The 5,028-nt window shown below is 69.5% G+C and carries 5 protein-coding genes; 2 read left to right on the top strand and 3 right to left on the bottom strand.

From position 1 onward, the window contains the following. Positions 1–119: 119 nt before the first annotated feature. The 3 genes from ACZ6I3_RS36565 to thyX form a co-directional block, all read right to left on the bottom strand. Positions 120–1,805: a ribonuclease J gene (locus tag ACZ6I3_RS36565; RefSeq protein ID WP_469420645.1), complete on the bottom strand. Its 1,686-nt coding sequence runs from the start codon at positions 1,803–1,805 to the stop codon at positions 120–122. A gap of 156 nt (positions 1,806–1,961) precedes the next feature. Next, entirely contained in the window at positions 1,962–2,861 is a 900-nt protein-coding gene (dapA, locus tag ACZ6I3_RS36560; RefSeq protein ID WP_469420643.1) for a 4-hydroxy-tetrahydrodipicolinate synthase, read from the bottom strand. Positions 2,862–3,072: 211 nt separating this feature from the next. After that, positions 3,073–3,813: an FAD-dependent thymidylate synthase gene (gene thyX, locus ACZ6I3_RS36555; protein ID WP_469420641.1), complete on the bottom strand. Its 741-nt coding sequence runs from the start codon at positions 3,811–3,813 to the stop codon at positions 3,073–3,075. 156 nt (positions 3,814–3,969) lie between these two features. Between thyX and ACZ6I3_RS36550 the strand changes: the two genes are divergently transcribed. Together ACZ6I3_RS36550 and ACZ6I3_RS36545 are read left to right on the top strand one after the other, a co-directional pair. Continuing rightward, complete coding sequence (locus ACZ6I3_RS36550) at positions 3,970–4,209, top strand: hypothetical protein (RefSeq protein WP_469420640.1); 240 nt, start codon at positions 3,970–3,972, stop codon at positions 4,207–4,209. 111 nt (positions 4,210–4,320) lie between these two features. Next, positions 4,321–4,875, top strand: coding sequence for a hypothetical protein (locus ACZ6I3_RS36545; protein WP_469420638.1), 555 nt, complete (start codon positions 4,321–4,323; stop codon positions 4,873–4,875). Positions 4,876–5,028 lie beyond the last annotated feature (153 nt).

The raw sequence follows: 5,028 nt of genomic DNA, 5'->3' as shown, positions 1-5,028 counted from the left end.
GGGTTTGTTGGTCTGGGTGCTGCTGGGGGGGGGTGTCCCACCCGCCCTCTGCCTCCCCCCCCCCCCCCCCCCCCCCCCCCCCCGCTCCCAGTTGGCGCCTGCTCGGGCCGGACGGTCCGTCAGACCTCCACGACCACAGGCAGGATCATCGGCCGGCGCCGGTAGTTGTCCGAGACCCACTTGCCCAGCGTGCGGCGCACGAGCTGCTGGAGCTGGTGGGGTTCGACCACGCCGTCCTGGGCGGAGCGTTCGAGCACCTCCGTGATCCGGGGGGCCACGTCGCCGAAGGCGGAGTCCTCGATGCCGGAACCGCGGGCCTGGATGTGCGGACCGCCGGTGATCTTTCCGGTGGACGAGTCGATGACCACGAAGACCGAGATGATGCCCTCGTCGCCGAGGATCTTGCGGTCCTTGAGGGCCGGCTCGCCCACGTCGCCGACCGAGAGGCCGTCGACGTAGACATAGCCCGCCTGGACCTTGCCGGAGATCTTCGCCTTGCCCTCGATGAGGTCGACGACCACTCCGTCCTCGGCGATGACGATGCGGTCGTGCGGGACGCCGGTCAGGGCGCCCAGTTCGGCGTTGGCGCGCAGGTGGCGCCATTCGCCGTGCACCGGCATGAGGTTCTTCGGGCGGCAGATGTTGTAGAAGTACAGCAGCTCGCCCGCGGACGCGTGGCCGGAGACGTGGACCTTGGCGTTGCCCTTGTGGACCACGTTGGCGCCCCAGCGGGTGAGGCCGTTGATCACGCGGTAGACCGCGTTCTCGTTGCCGGGGATCAGGGACGACGCCAGGATCACCGTGTCGCCCTGGACGATCCTGATCTGGTGGTCCCGGTTGGCCATGCGGGACAGGGCCGCCATCGGTTCGCCCTGGGAGCCCGTGCAGACCAGGACCACCTCGCGGTCGGGGAGGTCGTCGAGCGTCTTGACGTCGACCACCAGGCCCGGCGGGACCTTCAGATAGCCCAGGTCCCTCGCGATGCCCATGTTGCGGACCATCGAGCGGCCGACGAAGGCGACCCTGCGGCCGTACTCGTTGGCCGCGTCCAGGATCTGCTGGATGCGGTGGATGTGGCTGGCGAAGCTCGCCACGATGATCCGCTTGCGGGCGTTCCCGAAGACCTGATGCAGGACGTTGGAGATTTCCCGCTCGGGCGGGACGAACCCCGGGACCTCGGCGTTCGTCGAGTCGGAGAGGAGGAGGTCGATCCCCTCCTCACTCAGACGTGCGAACGCGTGCAGGTCCGTCAGACGGTTGTCCAGCGGGAGCTGGTCCATCTTGAAGTCACCTGTGTGGACGACCATGCCCGCCGGGGTGCGGATGGCCACGGCCAGCGCGTCCGGGATGGAGTGGTTGACCGCGACGAACTCGCAGTCGAAGGGGCCGATGCGCTCGCGGTGCCCTTCCGTCACCTCGAGGGTGTACGGGCGGATGCGGTGTTCCTGGAGCTTGGCCTCGATGAGGGCGAGGGTCAGCTTGGAGCCGATCAGCGGGATGTCCGGCTTCTCGCGCAGGAGGAACGGGACGGCGCCGATGTGGTCCTCGTGGCCGTGCGTGAGGACGATGCCCTCGATGTCGTCGAGGCGGTCCCTGATGGACGAGAAGTCCGGCAGGATCAGGTCGATTCCGGGCTGCTCCTCCTCGGGGAAGAGCACTCCGCAGTCGACGATCAGCAGGCGGCCGCCGTACTCGAAGACCGTCATGTTGCGGCCGATCTCACCGAGACCGCCGAGCGGGGTGACGCGCAGGCCGCCTTCGGGGAGCGGCGGGGGCGGGCCGAGTTCGGGATGCGGATGACTCAAAAGACTCTCCTCACCACACGCGCCACGTACCGGTGGGGCACGTGGCGCGCATGACGTTCGTGCAGATGCAGTTGTCTGTGTGGGGTGCGCGGGCACCGGTGGCCCGCTTATTCAGTTGTGAAGCACGCGCGCGGGGGTCCCGCGCGAAGTCTGGTGTCAGAGCTGTACCCCGCCGGCGGCAAGATCGATCTTGAGTTGCTCGATCTCTTCGGGCGCGCACTCGACCATGGGGGCGCGCAGGGGCCCGGCGGGCAGGCCCGTCAGGGCGAGCGCCGCCTTGGTCGTCATCACGCCCTGGGTGCGGAACATGCCCGTGTAGACCGGGAGCAGCTTCTGGTGGATCTCGGTGGCCTTCTGGACGTCACCCGAGGTGTACGCCTCGACCAGGGCGCGCAGCTCGGGGGTGACCACGTGGCCGACGACGGAGACGAAGCCGACCGCGCCGACGGAGAGCAGGGGGAGGTTCAGCATGTCGTCGCCGGAGTACCAGGCGAGGCCGGAGGTGGCGATGGCCCAGCTCGCCCGGCCGAGGTCGCCCTTGGCGTCCTTGTTGGCGACGATGCGCGGGTGCTCGGCGAGACGGACGAGCGTCTCGGTGTTGATCGGGACGCCGCTGCGGCCGGGGATGTCGTAGACCATGACCGGTAGGCCGGCGGCGTCGGCGATGGCCGTGAAGTGCCGGTAGAGGCCTTCTTGCGGGGGCTTGTTGTAGTACGGCGTCACGACGAGCAGGCCGTGTGCGCCGGTGCGCTCCGCGGCGCGGGCGAGTTGCATGCTGTGGTGGGTGTCGTTGGTGCCGACGCCGGCCACCACGTGGGCGCGGTCGCCGACCGCTTCCAGGACGGCCCGTACGAGATCCGCTTTCTCCGCGTCGCTGGTGGTCGGGGACTCGCCGGTGGTCCCGTTGATGACCAGGCCGTCGTTGCCTGCGTCCACCAGGTGGGTGGCGAGCCGCTGCGCGCCATCGAGGTCGAGTGCGCCGTCCGCCTTGAAGGGCGTGACCATGGCGGTGAGGACCCGCCCGAAGGGGGTCTGCGGAGTCGAGGTCGGAGCCATGGGTTACACGCTACTCGTTGCTCAGGACCGGGTCTGCCCTAGGGGCAGGCGACAAGTCGCGACAAAGGTGGAGCCCGGCACTGCCTGCTCGGGGGTTCAAGCAGTGCCGGACCCGTTCGATCAGGCTAAGTGAACTTCTCGAAATGCCGCAATACGGACACTTCGCACGGCTGAACCGTACATCTGTACCTGGTCGGGGAACCGGGCCGCCTTACGGGGCCACGCGGCCGTTCGCGTTGAAGGCCGCGTAGGTGAGCGGCATGAGCCGGGCCCACTCGGCCTCCATCTTCTCGCCCACCATCTCGATCTCACGCTGCGGGAAGGACGGGACCTTGGCCAGCTCGTGCTGGGTGCGCAGGCCGAGGAAGTGCATCAGCGAGCGGGCGTTGCAGGTGGCGTACATCGAGGAGAAGAGGCCGACCGGGAGGACCGCGCGGGCGACCTCGCGGGCGACGCCGGCGGCGAGCATCTGCCGATACTTCCTGTAGGCCTGGCGGTAGGAGTCCTCCATGGCCTCACCGACGAGCTGGTGTTGCTCGGGAGTGCCTTCGACGAACTCGTACTTGCCCGGCCTCCCCTGCTGGATCAGCTTCCGAGAGGCGTCCGGAACGTAGAAGACCGGCTGGAGCTCCCGGTAGCGGCCACTCTCCTCGTTGTACGACCAGCCGACGCGGTGCCGCATGAACTCGCGGAAGACGAAGATCGGCGCGTTCACGAAGAAGGTCATGGAGTTGTGCTCGAACGGGCTGCCGTGCCGGTCCCGCATGAGGTAGTTGATCAACCCCTTCGAGCGCTCAGGGTCCTTCTGCAGCTCCTCGAGGGACTGCTCCCCCAGGGTGGAGACCCGTGCTGCGAACAGCACGTCGGAGTCGGCCGCGCTGTGTTTTACCAGCTCAACGGTGACGTCACCGCGCAAGTCGATCTTGAAGTCGTCGTCGGGGGTCTCGGTCACGGTTCGCAGGGCCTTCCCATCGCGTCTCTTGGCGACGCCACTCTACGTTTAGCGACGCGATGCAATGAAGTCGGTGAAACAGGGCACCTCTGAGGGAGTTCTTTCGTCTCTACTGATGAAAGTGATCCGTTCCACTCCGAAGGAGAAGCACCCCTGATGTTCGGTCGGCGTGAACCCGTACCGTTTGCCTTCGTCGCCGAGGCCGACAGGTTCCGCAGCAATGTCACTCCCCCACCGCGTGAGCGGCCGTCCGTCGGTGAGAGGGCCGGCCGATGGCTGTTCGGGCTCACCGTCGTGGCGGGGCTCGTGGGATCCCTGGTCATCGGGACACCCGCGCTGAAGCCCGACTACACGGCGAATCAGCCACAGCAGTCGCAGGCGTCCCAGAACCACTGAGCCACCTCGGGCCGGCGGTGCTCCGTCCGGCCCCCTGGCGGTGGTGACCGCGGAAGCAGATCGGTAGCCTCACCGGGCACAGCCCACGCATGGATCGAGTGAGGACCAGCCGTGCCCCTGCCCTTCCTGACGGCCGACCGCGTTTTCGACACGGCGGACGACGTTCCGCTGCCGCACGAGGACCGTGACACCTGGCGGCGGCCGTACCGCCCCGGGCCGTGGCGAGTGGGGGCGGCGGCGCTGGCGCTGCTGCTCGCCTCGTTCGTGCTGTTCGCCGCGGTCATCATCGCGGCGACGGCCGAACCGGCCTCGGCCGGGCTGGTCTTCGCTCTCGCGCTGCTCGTCATCGCCGGGGCGCTGCGCCTGCTGCGCATGGGCGTGTGGGTGAGCGCGCGCGGGCTGCGGCACGTGGGTTTCCTCACGACACGTACGGCGCCCTGGGCGCAGGTCGTCTCGGTGCGCACGGTGCAGCAGCCGGTGCGCTGGCTGGGGCTCCCCCGGACCCTGCAGGGGCAGGCGCTGCTGCTCGTCCGGCGGGGACAGGCCGCGGACGGTGTGCCACCGCTGCTGACGACGCACAACGCGGACTTCCTGGGCCGGGCGGAGGCTTTCGAGCGGGCGGCCGACGCGGTGGGGGCATGGGCCGACGAGTACGGCCCGCGCTGACGTCCTGATGACATGCCGGCGGGGGGGGGGGGGGGGGGGGGGGGGGGGGGGGGGGGGGGGGGGGGGGGGGGGGGGGGGGGGGGGGGGGGGGGGGGGTGGTGGGGGGGGGGGGGGGGGGGGGGGTGGGGGGGGGGGGGGGGGGGGGGGGGACGT

The sequence above is a fragment of the Streptomyces sp. NPDC041940 genome (assembly GCF_055589465.1).
The sequence above is the reverse complement of the archived record's forward strand: the minus strand, read 5'-3'. Positions and strand labels throughout refer to the sequence as shown.